The 22,558-nt window shown below is 73.4% G+C and carries 19 protein-coding genes; 11 read left to right on the plus strand and 8 right to left on the minus strand.

All coding sequences use genetic code 11. The features are described 5' to 3' along the window. The first annotated feature begins 88 nt into the window (after window positions 1–88). On the plus strand, window positions 89–1,228 hold the full coding sequence (locus tag AC0HI0_RS39575; RefSeq protein ID WP_480928588.1) for an exonuclease SbcCD subunit D: 1,140 nt from the start codon (window positions 89–91) through the stop codon (window positions 1,226–1,228). Next, window positions 1,225–4,119, plus strand: a complete 2,895-nt coding sequence (locus tag AC0HI0_RS39580; RefSeq protein WP_480928589.1) for an AAA family ATPase — start codon at window positions 1,225–1,227, stop codon at window positions 4,117–4,119. Before AC0HI0_RS39575 ends, AC0HI0_RS39580 begins: the two co-directional genes overlap by 4 nt. Window positions 4,120–4,169: 50 nt before the next feature. Here AC0HI0_RS39580 and AC0HI0_RS39585 read toward each other — a convergent pair whose 3' ends face one another. The 3 genes from AC0HI0_RS39585 to AC0HI0_RS39595 all read right to left on the minus strand — a co-directional run bounded on the left by AC0HI0_RS39585 (window position 4,170) and on the right by AC0HI0_RS39595 (window position 7,955). Beyond that, complete coding sequence (locus AC0HI0_RS39585; RefSeq protein ID WP_480928590.1) at window positions 4,170–6,068, minus strand: ABC transporter ATP-binding protein; 1,899 nt, start codon at window positions 6,066–6,068, stop codon at window positions 4,170–4,172. A gap of 115 nt (window positions 6,069–6,183) precedes the next feature. Further along, a complete protein-coding gene (locus AC0HI0_RS39590; protein ID WP_480928591.1) occupies window positions 6,184–6,690 on the minus strand; it encodes a methylated-DNA--[protein]-cysteine S-methyltransferase in 507 nt (168 codons plus the stop codon). Next, entirely contained in the window at window positions 6,687–7,955 is a 1,269-nt protein-coding gene (locus AC0HI0_RS39595) for a DNA-3-methyladenine glycosylase 2 family protein (protein WP_480928592.1), read from the minus strand. Before AC0HI0_RS39595 ends, AC0HI0_RS39590 begins: the two co-directional genes overlap by 4 nt. Before the next feature lie 79 nt (window positions 7,956–8,034). On the opposite strand from AC0HI0_RS39595, the gene ychF reads away from it, so the two are divergent. The 4 genes from ychF to AC0HI0_RS39615 all read left to right on the plus strand — a co-directional run bounded on the left by ychF (window position 8,035) and on the right by AC0HI0_RS39615 (window position 11,262). Continuing rightward, entirely contained in the window at window positions 8,035–9,114 is a 1,080-nt protein-coding gene (gene ychF, locus AC0HI0_RS39600; protein ID WP_480928593.1) for a redox-regulated ATPase YchF, read from the plus strand. An 82-nt stretch (window positions 9,115–9,196) separates the two neighbouring features. Next, a complete protein-coding gene (locus AC0HI0_RS39605) occupies window positions 9,197–9,478 on the plus strand; it encodes a type II toxin-antitoxin system Phd/YefM family antitoxin (protein WP_480928594.1) in 282 nt (93 codons plus the stop codon). Beyond that, complete coding sequence (locus AC0HI0_RS39610) at window positions 9,475–9,729, plus strand: Txe/YoeB family addiction module toxin (RefSeq protein WP_480928595.1); 255 nt, start codon at window positions 9,475–9,477, stop codon at window positions 9,727–9,729. The genes AC0HI0_RS39605 and AC0HI0_RS39610 overlap by 4 nt, the downstream gene beginning before the upstream one ends. 342 nt (window positions 9,730–10,071) lie before the next feature. After that, window positions 10,072–11,262, plus strand: a complete 1,191-nt coding sequence (locus AC0HI0_RS39615; RefSeq protein WP_480928596.1) for a mannosyltransferase — start codon at window positions 10,072–10,074, stop codon at window positions 11,260–11,262. Here the strand turns inward: AC0HI0_RS39615 and AC0HI0_RS39620 are convergent. Continuing rightward, window positions 11,218–11,511, minus strand: coding sequence for a 4a-hydroxytetrahydrobiopterin dehydratase (locus AC0HI0_RS39620; protein WP_480928597.1), 294 nt, complete (start codon window positions 11,509–11,511; stop codon window positions 11,218–11,220). The two genes, AC0HI0_RS39615 and AC0HI0_RS39620, sit on opposite strands and share 45 nt — an antisense overlap. 137 nt (window positions 11,512–11,648) lie before the next feature. Between AC0HI0_RS39620 and AC0HI0_RS39625 the strand changes: the two genes are divergently transcribed. The 3 genes from AC0HI0_RS39625 to AC0HI0_RS39635 all read left to right on the plus strand — a co-directional run bounded on the left by AC0HI0_RS39625 (window position 11,649) and on the right by AC0HI0_RS39635 (window position 15,673). Beyond that, entirely contained in the window at window positions 11,649–12,683 is a 1,035-nt protein-coding gene (locus AC0HI0_RS39625) for a thiamine ABC transporter substrate-binding protein (protein ID WP_480934491.1), read from the plus strand. A 254-nt stretch (window positions 12,684–12,937) separates the two neighbouring features. Beyond that, window positions 12,938–14,521 (plus strand): ABC transporter permease, encoded by a 1,584-nt coding sequence (locus AC0HI0_RS39630; protein ID WP_480928598.1) that lies wholly within the window; start codon window positions 12,938–12,940, stop codon window positions 14,519–14,521. After that, complete coding sequence (locus AC0HI0_RS39635; RefSeq protein WP_480928599.1) at window positions 14,522–15,673, plus strand: ABC transporter ATP-binding protein; 1,152 nt, start codon at window positions 14,522–14,524, stop codon at window positions 15,671–15,673. A 28-nt stretch (window positions 15,674–15,701) separates the two neighbouring features. Here AC0HI0_RS39635 and AC0HI0_RS39640 read toward each other — a convergent pair whose 3' ends face one another. The 4 genes from AC0HI0_RS39640 to AC0HI0_RS39655 form a co-directional block, all read right to left on the minus strand. After that, entirely contained in the window at window positions 15,702–16,244 is a 543-nt protein-coding gene (locus AC0HI0_RS39640) for a GNAT family N-acetyltransferase (protein WP_480928600.1), read from the minus strand. Between the two features lie 294 nt (window positions 16,245–16,538). Then, entirely contained in the window at window positions 16,539–17,372 is an 834-nt protein-coding gene (locus AC0HI0_RS39645; protein WP_480928601.1) for an ABC transporter permease, read from the minus strand. Next, a complete protein-coding gene (locus AC0HI0_RS39650; RefSeq protein WP_480928602.1) occupies window positions 17,372–18,382 on the minus strand; it encodes an ABC transporter ATP-binding protein in 1,011 nt (336 codons plus the stop codon). The genes AC0HI0_RS39645 and AC0HI0_RS39650 overlap by 1 nt, the downstream gene beginning before the upstream one ends. 899 nt (window positions 18,383–19,281) lie before the next feature. Beyond that, window positions 19,282–20,412, minus strand: coding sequence for a LolA family protein (locus tag AC0HI0_RS39655; protein ID WP_480928603.1), 1,131 nt, complete (start codon window positions 20,410–20,412; stop codon window positions 19,282–19,284). A 156-nt stretch (window positions 20,413–20,568) separates the two neighbouring features. Between AC0HI0_RS39655 and AC0HI0_RS39660 the strand changes: the two genes are divergently transcribed. Then, on the plus strand, window positions 20,569–21,291 hold the full coding sequence (locus AC0HI0_RS39660; RefSeq protein ID WP_480928604.1) for a response regulator transcription factor: 723 nt from the start codon (window positions 20,569–20,571) through the stop codon (window positions 21,289–21,291). After that, the gene (locus AC0HI0_RS39665; RefSeq protein WP_480928605.1) at window positions 21,288–22,556 is read left to right on the plus strand and encodes a sensor histidine kinase; all 1,269 of its coding nucleotides are present in this window, start codon (window positions 21,288–21,290) and stop codon (window positions 22,554–22,556) included. Before AC0HI0_RS39660 ends, AC0HI0_RS39665 begins: the two co-directional genes overlap by 4 nt. The last annotated feature ends 2 nt before the right edge of the window (window positions 22,557–22,558 follow it).

Raw genomic sequence — 22,558 nt, forward strand, 5'->3', positions numbered from 1 at the left:
CGCGCACGTCGACCCGATCACACGTTCGAGCGACACGCCGGGTCGGATGGCGGGGTTCTGCCGGTGATCGCCCCTAGCGTGGGCGGTCATGAGGTTGCTGCACACGTCCGACTGGCACGTGGGACGCACGTTCCACGGCCGCGACCTGCTCGCGGAGCAGGAAGCGGTGCTGGGCGGGCTGGCCGACCTCGTCTGCGACGAGCGGGTCGACGTGGTCGCGGTGTCCGGCGACCTGTTCGACCGGGCGGTGCCCAACCCGGAGGCGGTCGCGGTGTGCGCGCGGGTGCTGGAGCGCATCCGGTCCGCCGGCGCGCGGGTGGTGATCACGCCCGGCAACCACGACTCGGCGGCGCGGCTGGGCCTGTTCGGCGGGTTCGCCGCGGCCGGCGGGCTGCACCTCAAGACCAAGGTCGCGGAACTGCACGAACCGGTGCTGCTGGAGGACGCGCACGGGCCGGTCGCGGTGTACGGCATCCCGTTCCTGGAGCCGGACACGGCGCGGCACGTGCTGGGCGTGGACAAGCGCGGCCACGAGGCCGTGCTGACCGAGGCGATGCGCCGGGTGCGTGCGGACCTGGCGGCGCGCGGCGGGCGTTCGGTGGTGCTGGCGCACGCGTTCGTGACCGGCGGCGAGCCGTCCGAGTCGGAGCGGACCATCGCGGTGGGCGGCGTGCAGGACGTGCCGGGCGCGGTGTTCGACGGCATCGACTACGTGGCGCTGGGCCACCTGCACGGGCAGCAGACCCTGGCCGGGCACCTGCGGTACTCGGGCAGCCCGGTGGCGTACTCGTTCTCCGAGGCGCGGCACGTGAAGTCGGTGTGGCTGGCCGAACTCGACGCCTCCGGGCTGTCCGGGGTGGAGCGTCGGCTGCTGCCGGTGCCGCGTGAGCTGTCCGCGGTGTCCGGTGCGCTGGAAGACCTTCTGCTCGATCCCGACCACACGGCGGTGGAAGACCACTTCCTGTCCGTGGTGCTGACCGATCCGGTGCGGCCGCTGGACGCGTTGCGGCGCTTGCAGGTCCGGTTCCCGCACGCGGTGCACGTGGAGTGGCGTCCGGAAGGCGGGCGCAACACCGAACTGCGGTTCGCGGAACGCGTGCGCGGGCGCAGCGACGAGGAGATCGCCTGCTGCTTCCTGGAGGACGTGCGCGGCGAACCGCCCGCCGGGCGTGAGCTGGAGCTGTTGCGGGAAGCGATCGCGGACGCCGCGCGCGAGGGGGATTCGTGAAGCTGCACCGGTTGGCGGTGAGCGCGTTCGGCCCGTACCCCGGTCGTGAGGAGGTCGATTTCGACCTGCTCGGCGCGGACGGGCTGTTCCTGCTGCACGGCGACACCGGCGCGGGCAAGACGACGTTGCTGGACGCGGTGGCGTTCGCGCTGTTCGGCAAGGTGCCGGGCGCGCGCGGCCAGGTGAAGCGGCTGCGCTGCGACTACGCGGACCGCGACACGCCGACCGAGGTCGAGCTGGAGCTGACCGTGCGCGGCCGGCGGTTCCGGGTGGTGCGCGCCCCCGAGTACGACCGGCCGAAGAAGCGCGGCGACGGCGTGACCCGCCAGCCGGCCAAGGTGTCGCTGACCTGGCTGGAGGGGTGGCAGGGCGAGGGGCACACCCGGATCGACGACGTGGCCCGCGAGGTCGAGGCGCTGCTGGGGATGACCGCCGAGCAGTTCTTCCAGGTGGTGCTGCTGCCGCAGGGCGAGTTCGCGAACTTCCTGCGCGCGGAGACCGCCGAGCGGGAGAAGCTGCTGGAGAAGCTGTTCGGCACCGAGCGGTTCCTCGACGTGGAGCGCTGGTTCCGGGAGCGGCGCAAGGCCAAGGGCCGTGAGCTGGACGAACTCGGCCGGGCCAACCGCGACCTGGTGCAGCGGGTGGCCGAGGTCGCCGACGAGGAGCCGCCGGAGGGCGGCGGCGACCCGGAGTGGCTCAGCTCGCTGCTCAAGCGGCTGGGCGAGGCGAACCGGGAGGCCGACGCGCGGGCCGTGCTCGCCGCCGGGTCGCGGGCCCGCGCCGAGACGGCCTGGCGGCAGGCCCGGGACCTGGCCGACCGGGTGCGTCGGGTGCGCGGCGCGCGGGCCGACCTGGCGCGGTGCGCCGAGGCCGAGCCGCGCCGGGTGGCGTGGGTGCGGGAACGCGACGCGGCCCGGCGGGCGTCGGCCGTGGTGCCCGCGCAGGAGCGGGTGCGGCGGCTGGACCAGGCGTTGGACCGGGTGCTGGCGCAGGAGCGCGCGGCGCTCGACGCGGTGGCGGCGTCGGGCCGGCCGGTCGCCGAGGCGGCCGTGGCCGAGTTGCGGGCGGACGGCGAGCGCCTGCGCGAGGAGGCGGGCGGGCTGACCGCGCTGGCCGACGAGGCCCGTCGGCAGCGCGAGGACCGGCGACGGGAAGCCGACCTGGCGCAGCGCGCGCAGACGGCGGCCGAACGGCTGGACCGGCTGGTCGCGAACCTGGCCTCGGTGCCGGACCGGCTGGCCGCGGCCCGTGCCGACGCGGAGGAGTCCGCGCTGGCCGCCGCCCGGCTGGAGTCCGTGGCCGCGAAGGCCGCTGCGGCCGGTGACCTGCCGTCGGCCGAACAGCTGCTGCGCACGGCCGACGACGCCCGGCGCGTCGCGGTCGACGCCCAGCAGAAGGCCAAGGAAGTGCTGTTGCAGGTGCGGCAGCAGCGGCTGGACGGCATGGCCGTGGAGTTGGCCGCCGAGCTGCGCGCGGGCCGGTCGTGCCCGGTGTGCGGCTCGGCCGAGCACCCCAGGCCCGCCGCGCCGATGCTCGACGCGGTGACCGCCGCCGACGAGGAGCGCGCCACCGCCGTCGAACAGGTCGCGCAAGAGCGCCGCACGGCCGCCGAGAAGGCGTTCCAGGACGCGACGAGCCGCGTGACGACCCTGCGCGGGGTGGTCGGCGAGCACGACCCGGCGGACCTGATCGCCGAGCACCGCGCGCTGCAAGCCCTGGCTTCCCGACGGGAGGCGCACGTCGAGGCGCTGGCCGGGTTGGAGCGCAAGGTCGAGGCGGCCGAGGAGACCCGGGCCGCGCTGGAACGCGAGACCGCCGAGCTGTCCGCGCGCCGGCGCGAGCTGGCCGAGACCGTCCGGGAGCGCGAGGTCCGGCTGGAGGCCGCGCGCGGCGGGTTCGCCGACGTGACCGCGCGGCGGGCCCACCTGCTCGACCTGGCCGACGCGCTGACCGCGCTGGCCGACCGGCGCGCCGCCGTGGCCGAGCACCGGGAACGGCTCGCCGAACAGCGGGTCGAGGCGTCCGGGCTGGCCGCCGGGGCGGGGTTCGCCGACGTCGAGGAGGCGCTGGCGGCCGCCCGCCCGGAGACCGCCGTGGCCGACCTGGAGGCGCGCATCCGCCGGGTCGAGGACGCGAAGCTGACCGCCGAGGCGGTGCTGGCCGAACTGCCGGACGTGGACCCGGCCGCCGAGATCGACCTGCCCGCCGCCGAAGTCCGCTACCACGCCGCCCGCGACCAGGCCGAGCAGGCCGCCGCCGGCCGGACCTCGGCCGCCCGGCGGCTGGCCCGCGCGAACGAGCTGGCCGGGCGGTTGACCGCCGCGTGGGTGCGGCTGGAGCCGGTGGCGGCGGCGTACGCGGAGCTGGACGCGCTGACCGACGTGATCAACGGCCTGGGGCAGAACAACAACCGGATGACGTTGCGCACCTACGTGCTGGCCGCCCGGCTGGAGGAGGTCGCGGTCGCGGCCAGCGCCCGGCTGGAGCGGATGAGCCAGGGGCGCTACCGGTTCGTGCACTCGGTCGAGGCCGGGCCGCGCGGCACCCGGGGCGGCCTGGGGCTGGACGTGCTGGACGACTACTCGGGCCGGCAGCGGCCCGCCAAGACGCTGTCCGGCGGCGAGTCGTTCCTGGCGTCGCTGGCGCTCGCGCTCGGCCTGTCCGACGTGGTGTCGGCCGGGGCGGTGCTGGACACGCTGTTCATCGACGAGGGTTTCGGCACGCTCGACGCGGGCGCGCTCGAACTCGTCATGTCCACGTTGGACGAACTGCGCGAAGGCGGCCGGGTGGTCGGCCTGGTCTCGCACGTGGAGGAGCTGCGCCAGCGCATCCCCACCCGGTTGCGGGTGCGCAAGGCGCGCGGCGGCTCGTCGCTGGAAGTCGTCGCCTGACCCGGCGGCCTGACCCCGGCGGTCGGAGTCGGGCGGTCGGAGTCGGGCGGTCAGGGCTGGGCGGGCTGGGCCAGCAGACCGCCCCGGTACGCCGACGCCTGGAGTTCGAACAGCTCGAAGTAGTGGCCGCGCAAGGACATCAGCTCCTCGTGCGTGCCCTGCTCGACGATCCGGCCCCGGTCCAGCAGGACGATCCGGTCGGCGTTGCGGATGTTCGCCAGCCGGTGCGTGACCAGGATCGTGGTGCGCCGCGCGGTCGCCTCCCGCAGGCCCTCGAACACCCGAGCCTCGGCCTTGGCGTCGAGCGCCGCCGTCGGCTCGTCGGCGATCAGCACCGCCGCGTCCCGGTACATGCCGCGCGCGATGCCCATCCGCTGCCACTGGCCGCCGGACAGGTCCTGGCCGTCGTTGAACCGCCGCGACAGCACGGTGTCCGGCCCGGCGGGCAGCGAGTCGAGCACCTCGTCCGCGCCGGACTTGGCCACCGCGTCCTGCCAGGCGTCCTCGTCGTCGCGGTCCAGCCGGCCCACGGTGACGTTGCGCCGCGCGGTCATCGGCCACTGCGCCGGGTCCTGCGCGATGACCGCGATCGCCGAGTGCACCGACGTCTTGTCCGCCTCCGCGAGGTCCACGCCGTCCCAGCGCACCGTGCCCCCGGTCGCCGGGTACAGGCCGGTGAGCACCTTGCCCAGGGTGGTCTTGCCGGAGCCGTTCTCGCCGACCAGCGCGACCACCTCGCCGCGCCGCACGGTCAAGCTCACCTGGTCCAGCGCCGGCGTCTCCTTGCCGGGGTAGCTGAACGTCACGTCGGTGAGCGTGATCAGCTCCGGGTCCTGCGGCGGCAGCACCGACGACGAGGTCTGCGCCCGTTCCGCGCCCTCGACCAGCAGCTTGCGGTAGAAGTCGATGTAGAACGAGTCCTCGTAGAGCGAGTTCACCGCGCGGGTGGTGGTCGACAGCGACGAGAACCCGGTCCGCATCGCCAGCAGCGCGGTGCCCGCCAGCGCCAGCTCCATGCCGCCGCCGTGCAGCAGGAGACCCAGCACGCCGTACGCGATCCCGGTGCCCAGCCCGGCCAGCGCCCGCCCGACCAGCCGCACCAGGTTCGTCCGGTGCGCCATCCGGATCTCGTCGTCCACCAGCGAGTCCGCGATCCGGCGGTGCTCGCCCAGCAGCTGCTCCTGCAACGTCAGCGCGTGCCGTTCCAGCGCGAACTCGCGGTGCGTGGCGACCTCCTCCACGACGCTCTTGCGGATGTTGCGCGTCACCGAGTCGAGGAAGTGCTCGTAGCGCAGCTTCGACACCCGCGCCGACGCCCACGCGTTCGCGAACGCGGCGAGCAGCAGCGCGGGCGCGAGCCACGGGTTGAGCAGGCCGACCGTGATGATCGCCGCCACCATCGTGATGCAGGAGGACACCAGGTCGGCCAGGTACCGCAGGCTGTTCTCCAGGCTGCGCACCCCGTGCCGGCCGCCTTGGCGGGCCAGTTCGCGGAAGTCCGCGTCCTCGAACGCCAGCAGGTCGGCCCGCACCAGGACGGCGGTCACCTCGTCGTTGGCGGCCCGCGTGACCCGTGGCCGCAGCGAACTCTCCACGGCCGCCACGGCGGCGTCGAGCAGGGCCCGTGCGGCGTAAGAGCCCACCACGACCGCCAACGCGGGCAGCGACGCCGCCACCCGGTCCGGGGTCGGCCCGTCGCGCAGCAGCGCGGCGAACACGTCCGCCGTGGCCAGCAGCCCGAACGCGGTGACGCACCCGGACAGCACGTGCACCGCCCCCGCCAGCAGCGTCAACCGGGGCGAGGTCCGCCACGCCAGGCGCAGGACCATCCGGACGGCCTCGGGCAGGCTGCGCAACGCCTTGCCCAGGCTCACCGAAGCGGCCCGCCGCCCCATCCTGGCCCACTTGGGCGTGGCGATGTTCTCCACGCCGATCAACACCGGACTCATGCCGCCAGCGAACCGGCAAACCCCGCGCGCGCCAACCGGGTAACCCGGTCGGCGCAGGCAGGAGCCCGGTGCGGGCCGGACTGTCGTACCCCTGTGGCAGGCTGGCGGCGGACCGCTACGCCGCGCGCTGCTCGTGGTCGAGCAGCCAGCGCTTGGTGTCCACGCCCCAGCGGAAGTTGCCGATCGCGCCGCCGGTCCGGATCACCCGGTGGCAGGGCACGAACAGGGTGGCCGCGTTGCGGGCGCAGGCCGTGGCCGCCGCGCGGACCGCCGCCGGGCGGCCCGCCAGCAGCGCGTAGTCGGCGTAGCTGACCGGCTTGCCCGCCGGCACCTCCCGCAGCGCCTCCCACGCCTGTTGCAGGAACTCGCCGGAGCGCTGGCGCACCGGGACGTCGGTGATCGCGTCCAGCACTCCCGCGTGGTAGTCGCGCACGGCCTTGGTCACCTGACCCAGGTCGCGGCGCTCGGTCAGCTCCACCGGCCGCAGCGACGGCGACACCTGCGGCAGCAGGTCGTCCGGGGACGCGGTCCAGCCGCTGGCCAGGACGGCCCCGTCGGCCGCGACCACGGCCGTGAACGGGCCGATCGGGGTCTCCAGGGTGGACGTGTGTGCGGTGCTCAAGCGATCCTCCTCAGGTGCATGGCGGCGTAGGAGCGCCAAGGGCGCCACGCCGCGTCGTCGTCGGTCTGGGGTACGTCGGGCGCGCCCAGCACGCGCATCACGACCACGCGGGCGACGTCCGGGCCGACGCCCGGGAACGCGGCCAGCTCGGCGAGCAGCTCGTCGGCGTCCCGGCCGACGTCCACCACCAGGCTGCCCTCCGCCAGCGCCGCGGCCACCGGCGAGTCGATCGCCGAGGGCTCCGGGTACAGGTGGGTGACCTCGCCGTCCGGCACGTCCAGCGGCTTGCCGGGCGATACGTGGCCGAGCGCGCGCAGCAGGGTCTCCGCCCCGTCCACGCTGCCCGGCACCCGCACGCCCGGCCGGGACAGCACCAGCGGGCGCAGCACCGGGTCGCCGCCGAGGAACTCGTCCACGGCCTGCGGGTCGGCGTCGAGGTCCAGCAGCCGGCGCACCCGGCTCACCGCGCTGCCCAGGTCGCGCAGGTCGGTCAGCCGCAGCGAGCACGAGACGTACCCGTCGGCGGGCTCCAGGATCACCGTCGCCTGGCCGTGCGCCAGGCGCAGCGACCGGGCGTAGGCGGTCTCCGTCACGTGCTCCACGCCGGGGATCGCCGACGCCCGGAAGAACGCCAGCAGCCCCGCCGCGTCGAACGGCGGCCGGTAGGGCAGGCGCAGCGTGATCCGGCCCGCCGCGCCCACCACCGACCGCGCCGTGCGCAGGTCCGACGGCGTGGACGCGAACACCGTGCGGATGGTGTCGTTGAACTGGCGGACGCTGGCGAACCCGGCGGCGAACGCGATGTCGGTGAACGACAGGTCAGTGGTCTCGATCAGCAGCCGCGCCGAGTGCGCCCGGTGCGCGCGGGCCAGCGCGAGCGGCCCGGCCCCGAGTTCGGCGGTCAAGACCCTGGTCAGGTGGCGTTCGGAGTAGCCGAGGCGCTGGGCCAGGCCGGGCACGCCGTCGCGTTCCACGACCCCGTCCGAGATCAGCCGCATGGCGCGGGCGGCGAGGTCGGCCCGCAGGTTCCACTCCGGCGAGCCGGGCACGGCGTCGGGCAGGCAGCGCCGGCACGCCCGGTAGCCGGCCGACTGCGCGGCGGCGGCGGTCGGGTAGAACTCGGCGTTGCGCTGCTTGGGGGTGACCGCCGGGCAGGACGGCCGGCAGTAGATCCGGGTGGTCCGCACGGCGAGGATGAAGCACCCGTCGAAGCGGGCGTCACGGGCGGCGACGGCCCGGTAGGCGCGTTCGGCGTCGACCAACATGGCACTCACTCTGCCACCGCCGGCACCAGCGGTCTCGCGGGAATCGGACACGGCGTCCGGGCGCGTAGACTCACCCCCCGTGAGTTTGACCCTCGGTATCGTCGGCCTGCCCAACGTCGGCAAGTCCACCCTGTTCAACGCCCTCACGCGCAACGACGTGCTGGCCGCGAACTACCCGTTTGCGACCATCGAGCCGAACGTCGGCGTGGTGCCGCTGCCGGACTCCCGCCTGGGCAAGTTGGCGGAGATCTTCGGCTCCGAGCGCGAGGTGCCGGCGGTGGTGTCGTTCGTCGACATCGCGGGCATCGTGAAGGGCGCGTCCGAAGGCGCCGGGCTGGGCAACAAGTTCCTCGCCAACATCCGCGAGGCCAACGCCATCTGCCAGGTCATCCGGGTCTTCGACGACTCGGACGTGGTGCACGTGGACGGCCGCGTGGACCCGGCGGCCGACATCGAGACGATCAACACCGAGTTGATCCTCGCCGACCTCCAGACGCTGGAGAAGGCCGTGCCCCGGCTGGAGAAGGAGGCGCGGACCCAGAAGGACCGCCGCCCCGCGCTGGAGGCCGCCGTCAAGGCCCGCGAGATCCTCGACTCCGGCCGCACCCTGTTCCACGCCCAGTCCGAAGTGGACGGCGAGCTGCTGCGCGAGCTGAGCCTGCTGACCACCAAGCCGTTCCTCTACGTGTTCAACGCGGACGAGGGCATCCTGACCGACGACGCGAAGGTCAAGGAGCTGCGCGAGCTGGTCGCGCCCGCCGACGCGGTGTTCCTCGACGCCAAGGTCGAGGCGGAGCTGCTGGAGCTGGACGAGGAGTCCGCGCGCGAGCTGCTGGAGTCCATCGGCCAGCACGAGCCCGGCCTGCACGCCCTGGCCCGCGCCGGCTTCCACACCCTGGGTCTGCAGACCTACCTCACGGCGGGCCCGAAGGAGTCCCGCGCGTGGACCATCCCGAAGGGCGCGACCGCGCCGCAGGCGGCGGGCGTGATCCACACGGACTTCGAACGCGGCTTCATCAAGGCCGAGGTCGTGTCGTTCGCGGACCTCGTGGAGGCGGGCTCGATGGCCGCCGCGAAGGCCGCCGGCAAGGTCCGCATGGAGGGCAAGGACTACGTGATGGCCGACGGCGACGTGGTGGAGTTCCGCTTCAACGTCTGATCGAGCGGACGACCGCGCGCAACGCCTACGCCCTTCGGTGAGTGGTACGGTATGTGGTACCACTCACCGAAGGGGGCGAGTCGTGTCCATCACCGCGAGCGACGCACGCAGAGATCTGTTCCCGCTGATCAAGAAGGTCAACGAGGATCACGACGCGATCGAGATCGTCTCGAAGCACGGGAACGCGGTGCTCGTCTCGGCCGAGGACTACGCGTCCTTGCGCGAAGGGTCGTACCTCCTCCGCTCGCCGGCGAACGCCCGTCGTCTGCTCAAGGCATACGAGAATGCGCTCGGGCGCGCCGATGTGTCCGAGCGCGAGCTGATCGAGCCCGACCAGGCGGATGCGGAGCGCAGCGGCGCGTGAGGCTCGGTTTCGAGAACCAGGGCTGGGAGGACTACACGTCCTGGTTGAAGAACGACCGGAAGATGCTCCACCGGATCAACAAGCTCGTCGAAGACGTCCTGCAGGACCCGTTCGAGGGGATCGGCAAGCCGGAACCGTTGAAGTTCCACCTGCCCGGGGCTTGGTCGCGGCGCATCGACGCCGAGCACCGCCTCGTCTACCTCGTCACCGACGAGGAGATCATCGTGTTGGCCGCTCGCTACCACTACTGATCCGCAGTCCGGCCGCCGGCCTGTACCGTGCTGTCCCGATGACGACCCGTGGTGACCGAGACGGGCCCCCCGACGCCGTGCGCCGGGAGGCCCCTGATTGCCATGTCGGTTGGTTGCGGCGTCAGCGCACCTGGTTGCGGCTGTGCCGGGCGAGCGCGAACACGCCCCCGGCGGTGGCCAGCATTCCGAGTGCTGCGACGGTGAACACGACGATGTCGGCGGTCATGCGAATCCCCTTGCGTTGATCTCCCACTCGTCTTGACGTCCGGGTACCCCGTTTCGTGGCCCGGCAGTCGTGCAATTCACACGATCGTGGAGGTACTGGCTGTGAACCTGCGGGCTGTGGAGGCTCGGGTCCTCGCCGTCGCGCCGTGGCTGTTCGGGCTCTCGCTGGCCGGCCACCTGGTGATGGTGGCGTTCCAGACCCAGATGACCATGATCGACCTGATGGTCTACCGCAACGGGTCGCCGGAGCTGTTCACCGGCGAGCTGTACCAGTGGCGGCTCAGCGAGTTCTCGGACAAGTTCGCCCTGCCGTTCACCTACCCGCCGTTCGCGGCGTTCGTGTTCCTGCCGCTGTCCTGGATCTCGTGGGAGGCGTCGCGCTGGGTCTGGCAGCTGCTGTGCCTGTTCTGCCTGTGGTTCCTGGTGCGCAAATCGCTGTCGCTGGTCGGCAGCAACGACCCGCGCCGCGCGATGCTGTGGACGGGCCTGTTCGTCTGGGTCGAGCCGGTCCGCACCACGCTCAACTACGGCCAGATCAACCTCGTGCTGGCCGCCCTGCTGATCGGCACGGTGGTCAGCGCGCGCCCGTGGGTGGGCGGCGCGGGCGTCGGCATCGCCGCAGGCATCAAGCTCACCCCCGCGATCACCGGCCTGTACTTCCTGGTCACCCGCAACTTCAAGGCCGCCGCGTGGTCCATCGCCGCGTTCGGCGGCACGGTCGGGCTCGGCTACCTGCTCTCCTCGCGCCAGTCCGACCAGTTCTGGTTCGAGCTGCTCGGCGACGCCACCCGGGTCGGCCCGGTCGGGTCGGCGATCAACCAGTCGCTGCGCGGCGCGCTGTCCCGGACCGTCGGCTACGACGTGCAGACCGGCCCGATCTTCCTGGTCGGCGCGGCCGTGGCGGTCGGGCTCGCGGCGTGGGCGCTGCACGCCGCGGTGAAGGCCAAGGACACCTTGGCGATGCTCGTCGTCGTGCAGTTCCTCGGCCTGCTGGTGTCGCCGATCTCGTGGAGCCACCACTGGGTGTGGGCGATCCCGGCGCTGCTCTGGCTGGTCTACGGCAAGGCCCGCGGCCGGCTGGTCACCGCCACGGCGTGGGCGTGGCTGCTGGCGATCGGCAGCTACCTGATCTCGATCCTGCTGATCCTGCAGGAATCGATCTGGATCATCCCGCGCCCGTGGTACCTGTCCCTGCTCGGCTGGGTCTACCCGGCGGTGGGGCTGCTCACGCTGGTGACGATCGCCGTGTCGCTGCGGCGCAAGTCACCCGAGCGCGTCGAGCACGCCGTCGATCTCGCCCGCCAGTGACACGTCGAGCGCGGTGATCCCGCCGCTGGAGTGCGTGCTGCACCGGAAGGTGAGCGTGCGCCAGCGGATGTCGATGTCGGGGTGGTGGTCGTCGTTCTCCGCGATCTCCGCCACCCGGTTCACCACCTGGATCGCCTGCGGGAAGCTCGCCAGCTCGGCCGTGCGCACCAGCGCGGCGTCTTGGGAGGTCCAGTCGGGGAGGGTGGACAGGGCAGCGGTCACCTGGTCGTCGGTCAGCAGCTCGGCCATGTCCTCGATCGTCCCACCGCGTCGCGTAGGGTGCGAGGTCACCACGGGAGTCCGGTGCTGCGCCGGGCTGAGAGGAGGGCTCGCAAGCCCTCGACCGTCCACACCTGATCCGGATCATGCCGGTGTAGGGAGAGATGATGCTTCGACGCGTGCTGACCGCCGCCATCGCCGGGGTCGTGCTGACCGCGTGCTCGGTGACCGCGAACGACCCGGCTCCGGCCGGCGAGCGGGTGGTGACCCTGGTCACCCACGACTCGTTCGGCGTCTCGCAGGAGGTGCTCGACGCCTTCAAGGCCGAGACCGGGATCACGGTCAAGCCGCTGGCCTCGGGTGACGCCGGCGAGCTGACCAACAAGCTCGTGCTCACCAAGGGCAACCCGCTCGGCGACGTGGCGTTCGGCGTCGACTCGACCTTCGCGTCCCGGGCGCTCAAGGAGGGCGTGTTCGCCGAGTACGCCTCGCCCGAGGCGGGCAAGGGCGCGCAGCGCTACCAGCTCGACCCGCCGAACCGGCTGCACGCGGTGGACGTCGGCGACGTGTGCGTGAACGTCGACGTCGCCGCGTTCAAGGACCTGGGCGAGCCGAAGTCGTACGCCGACCTGGCCGACCCGAAGTACAAGGACAAGCTGGTCGTGGAGGACCCGGCCACCTCCTCGCCGGGCCTGGCGTTCCTGCTCGGCACGGTCGCCGAGTTCGGCGAATCCGGCTGGGCGGAGTACTGGACGAAGCTGAAGGCCAACGGCGTCAAGGTCGTCAGCGGCTGGGAGGAGGCCTACACCCAGGACTTCTCCGGCTCCAGCGGCAAGGGCCCGCGCCCGGCCGTGGTGTCCTACGCGTCCTCGCCGTCCGCCGAGATCGGTGACGACGGCAACCCGCGCACCAAGGCGCTGCTCGACACCTGCTACCGGCAGGTCGAGTACGCGGGCGTGCTCTCCGGCGCGAAGAACGCCGACGACGCGCGCAAGGTCGTGGACTTCCTGCTGTCCGAGAAGTTCCAGGCGGACGTGCCCGGGAAGATGTACGTCTACCCGTCGCGCGAGGGCGTGGCGCTGCCCGAGGCGTGGACCAAGGCCGCACCCCTGCCGGCGAAGGCGCGCACCCTGCCCGCGAGCCAGGTCGACGCCAACCGCGAGCAGTGGGTCCAGCAGTGGCGCACCCTGGTCCAGGGCTGAGCGCTGACGGCACGCCCACCGCGGATCGCCACCCGGCTGGAGCCCCGTCGTCAGGAGCCCCGTCGTCGGGTGCCCCGTCGTCAGGAGCCCCGTCGTCGGGTGCCCCGTCGTCCGGAGCCCTGTCGTCCGGGGGCCTGTCGTCCGGCGGCCCGACGTCCGGTGGTCCTGCGTCCGACGGCCCGGCGTCCGGTGGTCGGAGGGCGGGCCGCCGGCTGTTCGGTGTTCGCGGGTCTGGGCGCGGGTCTGGGCGCGGGTTGTCCGGGGCCCGGCTGGGCTGGACGGCCGCGGCGTTGCTGCCGCTGGCGTTCCTCGGGGTGTTCTTCGCGTGGCCGGTGGCCGCGATCATCGGGCTCGGTCTCGGTGACGGCGGGGTCTGGCCCGCGCTGGTCGACCCGCGCACGTGGGGCCTGATCGGGTTCACGCTCGGGCAGGCCGCCGCCGCCACGACGTTGGCGCTGGTCACCGGGTTGCCGGTGGCGTTCCTGCTGGCCCGGTGCCGGGTCCGGGGCACCGGGGTGGTGCGGGCGGCGGTGATGGTGCCGTTCGTGCTGCCGACGGTGGTGGTCGGGCTGGCGTTCCGGGCGCTGTGGCCGGACGGCGGCGTGCTGCCGATCGTGCTGGCCAACGCGTTCTTCAACGTCGCCGTGGTCGCGCGGACCGTGGGCGGGCTGTGGGCGAAGGTCGACCGGCGGGCCGAGGACGCGGCGCGTGCGCTGGGCGCGTCCCGGCTGCGCGCGTTCACCTCCGTGGTGCTGCCGGCGCTCGCCCCGGCGATCGGGTCGGCGGCGTCCGTGGTGTTCCTGTTCTGCGCCACCAGCTTCGGCGTGGTGCTGGTGCTGGGCGGCGCGCGGTACCGGACGTTGGAGACCGAGATCTACCTGCGCACGGTCGAGCTGTTCGACCTGTCGGGCGCGGCGGCGCTGTCGTTGTTGCAGTTCGCGGCGGTGCTGGCGGTGCTCTTGCTGGGTGGTGCGGCGCGGAGACGGCGGGAGAAGGCGCTGGCGCTGCGGGAGGAGAGCACCCGGCGGCCGGTCGGCGGCGAGTGGGGCGTGGTCGCGGCGGCGTGGCTGGTGGTGTGCGCGTTGCTGCTGCCCGTGGTGGGCCTGGTGGTCCGCTCGCTGTCCACCGAGGACGGCTGGAGCCTGGCCGGGTACCGGGCGCTGGCCGGGACGGGGGAGCGCGGGACGCTCGCCGTGTCCGGCTGGCAGGCGGCGGTGAACTCGGTGCGGGTGGCCACGGACGCGACCTTGGTGGCGTTGCTGGTCGGCGTCGTGTCGGCGGTGGTGCTGGTCGGGCTGCGCCGCCAGGGGTCGTGGTTCGCCGAGGCGCTGGACACGGCGTTGATGCTGCCGCTGGGCGTGTCGGCGGTGACGGTCGGCTTCGGGTACCTGATCACGATGGACGCGTTGCCGGGCGACTTCCGGACGTCGCCGCTGCTGGTGCCGTTGGCGCAGGCGCTGGTGGTGACGCCGTTGATCGTGCGGATCGTGCTGCCGGTGCTGCGGGCGGTGGACGAGCGGTTGCGCCAGGCGGCGGCGTCGCTGGGCGCGAGCCCGTGGCGGGTGTGGCGCGAGGTCGACCTGCCGCTGGCGTCGCGTTCGCTGGTCGCGGCGGCCGGGTTCGGCTTCGTGGTGGCGCTGGGCGAGTTCGGCGCGACGAGCTTCCTGGCCCGGCCGGACGCGCCGACGCTGCCGGTGGTGATCGCCCGGCTGATGGCGCGGCCGGGGGAGTTGAACAGCCAGATGGCGTACGCGGCGTGCGCGCTGCTGATGGTGGTGACCACGGCGGCGGTGCTGCTGATCGAGCGGCTGCGGGTGCCGGCCGGCGGGGAGTTCTAGATGTCGTTGGGGCTGAACGGGATCAGCGTCCGGTACGGGGACGTGGCGGCGGTGTCGGAGGTCGACCTGGCGGTCGGCGACGGCGAGGTCGTCGCCCTGCTCGGGCCGTCCGGGTGCGGGAAGTCGACGTTGCTCAGGGCCGTCGCCGGCCTGGAGGTGCCCTCGGCCGGCGCGGTGACGTGGGACGGCGAGGACCTGGCCGGGACCCCCGTGCACCGACGCGGGTTCGGCCTGGTGTTCCAGGACGGCCAGCTGTTCCCGCACCGGGACGTGGCCGGGAACGTGGCCTTCGGCCTGCGGATGCGGCGGGTCGAGCGGGAGGCGCGGAGCAAGCGGGTCGCGGAGCTGCTGGAGCTGGTCGGGCTGGGCGGCTACCAGCGCCGGAAGGTGACGGAGCTGTCGGGCGGCGAGCAGCAGCGCGTCGCGCTCGCGAGGGCACTGGCACCGCGCCCGAGGCTGCTCCTGCTGGACGAGCCGCTCTCGGCCCTGGACCGGGCGCTGCGCGAATCGCTGGCGGTGGACCTGGCGCGCCTGCTGCGGGAGGCGGGCGCGACCGCGCTGGTGGTCACGCACGACCACGACGAGGCGTTCACCCTGGCCGACCGGGTGGCCGTGATGAGGGCGGGCCGAATCCGCCAGGTGGGACCGCCCGCGCAGGTGTGGCGCTCACCGGCGGACGTCGAGGTGGCGAGGTTCCTGGGCTGCGGGAAGGTGCTGGGGCCGAGCGAAGCGGAACGCCTGGTGGGCGTGCCGGCCCGAGTGGGCCTGCGCGCGACCGCACTGCGCACGGACCCGAACGGCCCCCTGGAAGCCGAGGTGCTCGAACGAGCCCACCGCCGCGACCACGTCCGCCTACTGGTCCGCCTGACCGCCGCCCCGACCCCCGCCACAACCACCACACCTGCGACTGACCGAGCGGAGCCCGGTCCCGAGCCCGGCGCGAAGTCCGGTCCCGAGCCCGGCGCGAAGTCCGGTGCCGAGCCCGCTGCGAAGTCCGGTGCCGAGCGGGTCGGCTCGGAGGCGGGGGAGTCCGGGGCCGAGGGGTTGCTCGGCGGGGAGTTCGAGGCGGTGGCGGCGATCGCGGATCCGCCGGAGGTCGGGGCGCGGGTGCGGCTGTCGGTCGATCCCGACGGCGTGGCCGTCATCGGGTAGCTCGCGGGCGGCCGGTCCGAGGGCGCGGTCAGCTTGAGGGTTCGGATCGGGCGGCCGACCACTCGGCGAGAGTGAGGTCGTACTCGACTTCGCCCTGATCGGAGCCGGGGATCGGCTCCGGCCAGTCCTGGAAGAACGTGCGGCGGAAGCGGAGGCCGGCCTTCTCCATCACGCGGCGGGAGTTGTGGTTCACGGCCATCGTGGTGGCGTACACGCGGAGCACGCCCAAGTCGCGGAAACCTTTGTCCACCAAGGCCCGGGACACCTCGGGCGCGTAGCCGAGCCCCCAGTGGCGGGAGTGCAGGCGGTAACCGAGTTCGCGCACGCCCGGCTCGGTCTCGCGGAACGCGAACGCCCCCACCAGCTCGCCGGTCGCCTTCGCCACCCCCGCCCACCACCCGATCCGCCGGAGGTAGCGCGGCAGCAGGTCGTTCTCGATGGCCGCGCGGTCGAGAGGGCGGCCACCGACCAGGTAGCGCATGACGGCGGGGTCGGCGTGCAGCTCGACCAGGGCATCCACATCGGACGGTGCGAAGTCGCGCAGGGCCAGCCGTTCGGTCTCCAGGAACACGGACCCCACCCTGCCCTATCCCGTCCGGAGTCGCCGCGAGATTTTCGGCGACCGGAGGCGGCGGTCGGCGGCCGATGACCGGATGCCCGAGGCGGTGGCCGGGCAGCAACCGTGGCCACCACCCCAGACCCATGCGGTGCCCGCTAGTGCGTTGACCGCTCGGGGTAGCAGACGACGCCTCTCATGCTCGGTGGCGACTACGTCACCACCGAGCATGAGATAGATCGACCCTGCTACCGGTCGCGGACCTCACGTGCCGGGTCCCCGACCTGGCGAACGTCCGTGGTCAACGCACTAGTTGTCCTTGGTCGCCAGGCGCATCGCGGCCAGCGAGAGGCCGATCAGGATGTAGCAGCCCGCCAGGGCTGTGCTGTTCCAGAGTTCGCCGGTGGGCAGCGGGTCGCGCATGACGTCGCTCAGGTTCTGCCAGCCCGAGGTGATCAGGTACGGGTGCAGCCAGTCGAGGGCGCTGAACACGTTCAGGACGCCGGAGACGATCACGCCCGCCAGGGTCGCGGCCATCACCACCAGGGGGTGTTCGGTGCACGCGGAGATCGCCAGGGCGATCGCGGCCACGCCCCACACCTGGATGGTGACCAGCACGATGGTCAGCGCGATCCGGGCGAGCGCCGCACCGACCGACAACGTGGTGCCGGACAGGGTCAGCATGCCCTGGCCGCCGAACAGCACGACGCCGGTGATGGTGCCGACGACGGCGAGCAGCGTCACCGCGAGCAGCGTCATGGTCGCGATGCCGAACGTCTTGATCGCCAGCAGCCGCAGCCGGCCCACCGGGGACAGCAGCAGGCCGCGCAGCGTGCCGTGCTGCGCCTCGCCCGCCAGGCCGTCGGCCGCCCAGATCGCACCCACCAGCGGGAGCAGCAGCGGCAGCGCCAGGAACAGGGTGAACACCGGGAGCACCAGGCCGTTGCCGGAGATGATCGCGGCCAGGCCGGGACCCGCGCGGCCGTTGCCGTCGAGCGCGACCCACAGGCCCACGCCCGCCAGGATCGGCACCAGGCACAGCGCCGACAGGCCGATCACGGTCCGCGGCCGGCGCACGATCCACCGCAGCTCCGACCTCAGTTGGCGGCTCAACGGCGCCCGAGTCGCGACCAGTGTGGTCATCACGCCCCCTCCTCGATGGTGTCCACCGCGGACAACCCCTCTTCGGCTTCCTCGGCCTCGGTGAGCCGCGCGAACAGCTCCTCCAGGCCGGTGCGCTGCCGACGCGCCTCCCACACGTTGATGCCGCCCTTGACCAGCGCCTCCAGCACGGCCGGCGGCGTGGTCCCGATCAGCTCGACGCGCAGCCCGTCCACCAGGGCGCGGGCCGAGATCCGGGCGTCGCGCAGCACGTTGAGCGCCTGCAACCAGTCCGGTGTGGTGATCAGCAGGGCGCTGCTCTCGGCTTGGAGCAGTTCGGCCAGGCCGCCCTGCGCCACCACGGTGCCCCGGTGCAGCACGGCCACGTGCGTGCACGTCGCCTCGATCTCGCTGAGCAGGTGCGACGACACCACCACGCTGGTGCTGTTGTTCCTCAGCTCGGCGATCACGTTGCGCACCTCGCGGGTGCCCGCCGGGTCCAGGCCGTTGGTCGGCTCGTCCAGCACGATCAGCCGCCGTTCGACCAGCAGCGCCGACGCCAGGCCGAGCCGCTGCTTCATGCCCAGCGAGTACCCCCGGTACCGGCGGTGCGCGGCGGAGGCCAGGCCGACGCGTTCCAGCGCGTCCTCCACCGCCTGCTTGACCGAGCCGGTGGCGAGCAGCGGCTCGAACGCGGCGACCCGCCGCAGGTTCTCCCGCCCAGACAGGAACGGGTGGAACCCCGGCCCCTCGACCAGCGCGCCGACGTGCGGCAACGCGGCGGCGGCACCGTCCGGCAGCGGCTTGCCCAGCAGCTCGACCTCCCCCGCGGTCGGCCGCACGAGCCCGAGCATCATCCGGATCGTGGTCGTCTTGCCCGACCCGTTGGGGCCGAGCATCCCGAGCACCGCCCCCTTCGGCACGTCGAGGTCGACCCGGTCGACCGCGACGGTGCTCCCGTACACCTTGCGCAGCCCCCGCGTCCGGGCGACGAGGACCGGGGCGGCTCCGGTGTCGGCCGGCTCCGCCCGCACGCTGGTCGAGGTGGTCATGCGGTTCTCCCCTTGAACTAGGTCCGCGCTAGGGGGCCGATCCCCGGCTGAGCGGCGAGGTGTCGAGCCCGGTTGTCTGGGTGACTCGGGTGGTGGCAGCGGCCGCGCCCCGTTCAGCTGCCTGGCCGTTCGCTGCCTGGCCGTTCGCTGCCTGGCCGTTCGCTGCCTGGCCGTTCGCTGCCTGGCCGTTCGCTGCCTGGCCGTTCGCTGCCTGGCCGTTCGCTGCCTGGCTGAGTGCTGTGTGGCTGAGTGTTGCCTGGCTGGCGCTGCGTGGTTGGAGTGCTGCCCGGTTGGGTGGCGGGCTCGGTGGTCAGGTGACCTGGGTGGCTTCGGGCAGTGCCTGTTCGGGTCTTGGGTCGAGCGTCGGTTTGGCTGGGGTGGTGCTTGGCCCACGGTGAGTCTGGCGGGCCAGTTGGTCGGGGTGCCGGCTGGCCAGGTGCTGCGTGGCCGGGTGCTGCGTGGTTGGGCGGCGGGCTCGGTGGTCAGGTGACCTGGGTGGCTTCGGGCAGTGCCCGTTCAGGCTCGGGTCGAGTGTCGGCTTGGCTGTGTGGCGCTTGGCCCATGTTGGGTCTGGTCGGTCGGTTGGTTTGGGGGCTCCTTGGCCGGGTGTTGCCTGGTCGGGTGTTGCCTGGTTGGGCGGTGGGCTCGGTGTCAGGTGACCTGGGTGGCTTCGGTCGGTGTCTGTCGGGTTGCCGGGCCGAGTGCCGCCGGGCTGGTGATGTCTGGCTGGTGCGGCTGGTCTGGCTGGTCTGACTGGTGCGGCCGGGCTGGCTGGTGCGGTCGGGCTGGGTGTGCGGTCGGGCTGGGTGTGCGGTCGGGCTGGGTGTGCGGTCGGGCTGGGTGGTGGGTCGGGTGCCGCCCGGCCGTGGGGCGGGCGGCACCCGGTGGTTACTGGTTGATCACTTGACTGCGGCGATGGCCTCGGTGAGCACCTGCTCGGGCACCGGGCCGAGCGCCACCCGGCCGTCGTCGGCCAGCAGCACGCCGCCGACCCGGGTGGTGATCAGCGTCCCGCTCCCCCACGGGCCGCTGACCTGCTTGCCCAGCTGCTTGAGCAGGCCCTGGACGTCGACGCCCTCCGGGCGCTCGCCCCGGCCCGGCCGGTCGGCGGGCCGCTCCTGGCCCGCCAGCGCGCTCAGCGCCGCCGCCGGGACCTTCGCGGTCAGCACCACGTCCCAGCCCTCGCCGTGGACCTGCGGAGACGCCTCCGCGAGCAGGCCCTCGGCCAGCTTCTTCTCCTCGTCGGTCGGCTTCTTGACCTCCGGCTGCTCCACCTTCGCCCCCGCGGGCGGGGTGAAGTTGAACAGCGCGGCGTCCTGCGGGCCCACGTTCAGGTCCGCGAAGCCGACCTGGACCGCCGGGTTGTTCGTGCCGTTGGTCAGCACGGCCAGCCGCAGCGGCACCCGCAGCTCCGAGTCGATCGCCACCCGGACCTCGCGCAGCACCGTGCGCTCGGTCGGCTTCGGGGTCAGCACCAGCTCGTAGGTCGAGCGGCCGGCCACGCGGGCGGTGCCGTCCACGGTGACCTCGCTGTACTCCTTGATCTTCGCCACGACCTCGCGCGACAGCGACACCGGGTCCGGCGGGAGCTGCTGCGCGCCCTTCGGGTCGAGGTCGATCCTGGGCTCCTGCACGGAACCGTGCGGGAGCTTGGTCACGGTCTGGTCGGCCGAGTTCCACAGCCAGCCGGTCTGCCCGTCGTCCACGAACGTGCGCTCGGAGTCGCCGGCGGGCAGCTGCACGCGCACCCGGCCCTCGCCGTCGGTCCACATGCGCAGCCCGGAATCGCCGTCCGACAGCTGCGGCAGCCCCGCCAGCGCGGGGATGCCGAGGTCGTTGCGGACCTCGACCGCGCCGCCGAACGCCGCCGGCTTCGCGGTCAGCACCGACTCGACCAGCGACTCCGCGCTCACGTCCGGCAGGACGGGAGCGGGACCCGCACCGGCGGGCAGCGCGAGCACCCCCAGGCCCGCGGCTCCGGCGAGCACGCCGACCGCCGCGGTGACCACGGTCACCCTTCTCCGGTTCATGTCCCCTCCTCCAAGGGCGTCGGCCGACGGGGTGCCGGTCCGACACCACAGACCTTCCTCCGGTGGGGCTGAGATCACGCTGAGAGTCGCCCCGACGCTGAGAACGGACTGAGGATCCTGCGCGGAGTGTCCTCCTTTCCGGGCATCCTGTGGTGCGTGAGGCCACGGGTGCTGGTAGTAGACGACGAGGTGGGCGTGCGACGCGCGCTCGAACGCGGCCTGTCCGCCGAGGGCATGGAGGTGGTCACCGCCGCCGACGGCCCGAACGCCCTGCGGGTGGCGCTGACCGGCGCGTTCGACGTGGTGCTGCTGGACATCATGCTGCCCGGCCTGAGCGGCTACCGGGTGCTCCAGCGGATGCGCGCCGAGGGCGTGCGGACCCCGGTGCTGATGGTCTCGGCCAAGGACGGCGAGGTCGACCAGGCCGACGGCCTGGACCTGGGCGCGGACGGCTACCTGGTCAAGCCGTTCAGCTTCGTGGTGCTGGTCGCGCAGGTCCGGGCGCTGCTGCGGCGCAACCAGGCGGACCTGGCCCGGCGCAAGCTCAAGCTCGGCGACCTGGTGGTGGACCGCGCGGTGCGCGAGGTGAGCTGGGCGGGCGCGCCGGTCAGCCTGTCGCCGCGCGAGTACGCGGTGCTGGACGTGCTGGCCAGCCGCGCCGGCTCGGTGGTCACCAAGGACGAGCTGCTGCGCACGGTCTGGGGCGACGAGCAGGCGGCGACCCGCAACGCGGTCGAGGTCTACGTCGGCTACCTGCGGCGCAAGCTGGACGCGATGGGCGCGGGGGAGGTGGTGCGCACCGTGCGCGGTCACGGCTACCTGGCCTCGACGCCCGACCTGGACGCGGCGCTGGACTCGACGGCGGCCCGCCGCAGGTGAGCCCGCGCCGTTGGTGGCTGCGGCGCACGCTGCGGTTCCGGATCACCGTCGTCGCGACCGGCGTGGCGCTGCTGTGCCTGCTGGCGCTGACCCTGCTCGCCCCGAGCCTGATCGGGATGGTGCAGGTCCGCGCGGTGGACGCCGAGCTGGAGCGGGCCGCGACCGTGCGGGTGCTCGACATCGCCGGCAACCCGCTCGACGGCGGCCCGCGCCCCGACCTCACCGCGCAGGACGTCCGGCAGCTCAAGGCGGGCGAGAAGGTGCTGCGACTGGACGGCGCGAGCGCCCACCGCTGGATCGGCCAGGTCGTCTTCGCCCCCGACGGCACGCCGCGGCTGCACGTCGCGGGCGACACCCTGGTCGGCTACGGGCAGGCCAACGACCTGGGCACGAAGTGGCTCGCGGTGGCCGCGGTGCTGGTCGCGGGCCTGGTCGGGATCGCCACCTGGCTGGCCGTCCGGTCGTCGCTGCGCCCGGTGGAGCGGATGCGGATCGCGGCCGGCGAGCTGCCCGGCGGCGAACGCCTGCCGGTGCCGCCCACCCGCGACGAGCTGCAGGCCCTCGCCGAAGCCCTCAACGCCCTGCTGGCCAGGCGGGACGAGGCCAGCGAGCGGCTGCGCCGGTTCACCGGGGACGCCGCGCACGAGCTGCGCTCCCCGGTCACGTCCGTGCGCGCGCAGGCCGAGGTCGCGGTGGCCCACCCGGACCCGGACTTCTCCATCGAGGTGCTGGAGTCCGTGGTCGAGGAGTCCGAGCGGCTGTCGAACCTGGTCGACGCGCTGCTCATGCTGGCCCGCGCGGACACCGGCGACCTGCCGCGCGCCGAGCCGGTCGACGTCGTGCTCCAGGCGCAGGCCGCCGTCCAGCGCGCGCCCAAGAGCGAACTGCTGATCTCCGTCCACGCGCCGATGACCGCGTGCCTGATCCAGGTCGCCCGGTCCGAGGTCGAGCTGGTGCTCGACAACCTGATCCGCAACGCCGGCCGCTACGCCGAGACGTTCATCCGGATCTCGGTGCTGCCCGCGCCCGGCGAGATCCGGCTGGTCGTGGACGACGACGGCCACGGCATCCCGCCCGAGCACCGGGAGAAGGTGTTCGACCGGTTCTACCGGGTCGAGTCCGACCGGGGCCGGGCCACCGGCGGGTTCGGCCTGGGCCTGGCGCTGGTGGCGCACCTGGTGGCGCGGCGCAAGGGCACGGTCCGGGCGATGGAGTCGCCGGAAGGGGGCGCACGCCTGGAGGTGCGCTGGCCCGCCTACCGGTGATG

Source organism: Saccharothrix sp. NBAS 001 (assembly GCF_056640475.1).

Bases quoted from the DNA above. Each gene is read 5' to 3' on its own strand.
- AC0HI0_RS39575 (WP_480928588.1), top strand. From the start codon at position 89: ATGAGGTTGCTGCACACGTCCGACTGGCACGTGGGACGCACGTTCCAC.
- AC0HI0_RS39585 (WP_480928590.1), bottom strand. From the start codon at position 6,068: ATGAGTCCGGTGTTGATCGGCGTGGAGAACATCGCCACGCCCAAGTGG.
- AC0HI0_RS39595 (WP_480928592.1), bottom strand. From the start codon at position 7,955: ATGTTGGTCGACGCCGAACGCGCCTACCGGGCCGTCGCCGCCCGTGAC.
- AC0HI0_RS39620 (WP_480928597.1), bottom strand. From the start codon at position 11,511: ATGGCCGAGCTGCTGACCGACGACCAGGTGACCGCTGCCCTGTCCACC.
- AC0HI0_RS39625 (WP_480934491.1), top strand. From the start codon at position 11,649: ATGCTTCGACGCGTGCTGACCGCCGCCATCGCCGGGGTCGTGCTGACC.
- AC0HI0_RS39635 (WP_480928599.1), top strand. From the start codon at position 14,522: ATGTCGTTGGGGCTGAACGGGATCAGCGTCCGGTACGGGGACGTGGCG.
- AC0HI0_RS39645 (WP_480928601.1), bottom strand. From the start codon at position 17,372: ATGACCACACTGGTCGCGACTCGGGCGCCGTTGAGCCGCCAACTGAGG.
- AC0HI0_RS39650 (WP_480928602.1), bottom strand. From the start codon at position 18,382: ATGACCACCTCGACCAGCGTGCGGGCGGAGCCGGCCGACACCGGAGCC.
- AC0HI0_RS39655 (WP_480928603.1), bottom strand. From the start codon at position 20,412: ATGAACCGGAGAAGGGTGACCGTGGTCACCGCGGCGGTCGGCGTGCTC.